The sequence below is a fragment of the Wolbachia endosymbiont of Drosophila tristis genome (genome assembly GCF_028981745.1).
Taxonomy (GTDB): Bacteria; Pseudomonadota; Alphaproteobacteria; order Rickettsiales; family Anaplasmataceae; genus Wolbachia; species Wolbachia pipientis.
Genome location: NZ_JAPQLN010000002.1, coordinates 1 through 866 on the forward strand (window position 1 = coordinate 1; position 866 = coordinate 866).

An 866-nucleotide genomic window follows, 5' to 3' on the forward strand; every position below is an offset into this window, starting at 1 on the left:
CTTGTTATAAATACCAGAATAATAAGCTACTGATATTCTCCACCTTTTTTATCTTTAATCCATCATAGCTAGCGATGCAACAAAGCCCACTGGGATCCAGAAAACTTAACTTTAAATAAGTGGCTGCATAATAAAGGCTGGATTCCAGACTGGAATGACATCATCTGCTACACACTTGAATGACAAGAGAAGAATTCTGAAACAACAAGTTTCAAGGAAATCTTATGTAAAATCTAACATTAACGAAAATTATACTATTTTCATGCATGCTATGGTTTTTGTAATTAATGGAGGGTGATATGGCGTTGAGTGAAAAATTGAGTACAATAGATACAATAGAAAACCTTGCAACTAACAAAAATTTTTTAGGAAAATTGATAGTGGAACTCAATAAAGGTGCTAATGATAAAGGTATATATACTAAAAAAGGTGTGGATGATGAGTTGAGAAAGAAAGCTAATACTGCAGATGTTTACACTAAAAGAAATGTAAATGATGAGTTGGCAAAAAAGCTGACAAGAATTACGTCGATGCTGAGCTAGGAGAGAAAGCTGGTGCAGCTGATCTAGCCAACAAAGCTAATACTGCAGATGTTTACACTAAAACTGATGCAGACACTGCTTTTGTCAAAGCTACAGAGCTTAAAACAAAAGCTGCAGCGAAAGATGTCGTGGATGCTATAATTGCTTCTACTGATTTTACCGATAAAGTATACACTAAAAATGATGCAGATACTGCGTTTGTTAAAACTGCAGATCTTGCAACAAAAGTTGCAAAAAAAGCTGTTGTGGATGCTTTAATACCAGAATTAGCAAAAGGTGCTGATGATAATGGTATCTATACCAAAAAAGGTGTTGATGATGCAT

General features: G+C 34.5%; 2 protein-coding genes and 1 pseudogene. All 3 read left to right on the top strand.

All coding sequences use genetic code 11. The annotated features are described in order from the left end of the window. Window positions 1–154: 154 nt before the first annotated feature. Complete coding sequence (locus OZD64_RS00020; RefSeq protein WP_174517021.1) at window positions 155–298, top strand: hypothetical protein; 144 nt, start codon at window positions 155–157, stop codon at window positions 296–298. Between the two features lies 1 nt (window position 299). After that, window positions 300–542 carry a hypothetical protein gene (locus tag OZD64_RS00025; RefSeq protein ID WP_274999088.1) on the top strand — a complete coding sequence of 81 codons (243 nt, stop codon included), beginning with the start codon at window positions 300–302 and terminating at the stop codon, window positions 540–542. 128 nt (window positions 543–670) lie between these two features. Next, window positions 671–866 (top strand): annotated as a pseudogene (locus OZD64_RS00030) (collagen-like triple helix repeat-containing protein); the annotation flags it as partial.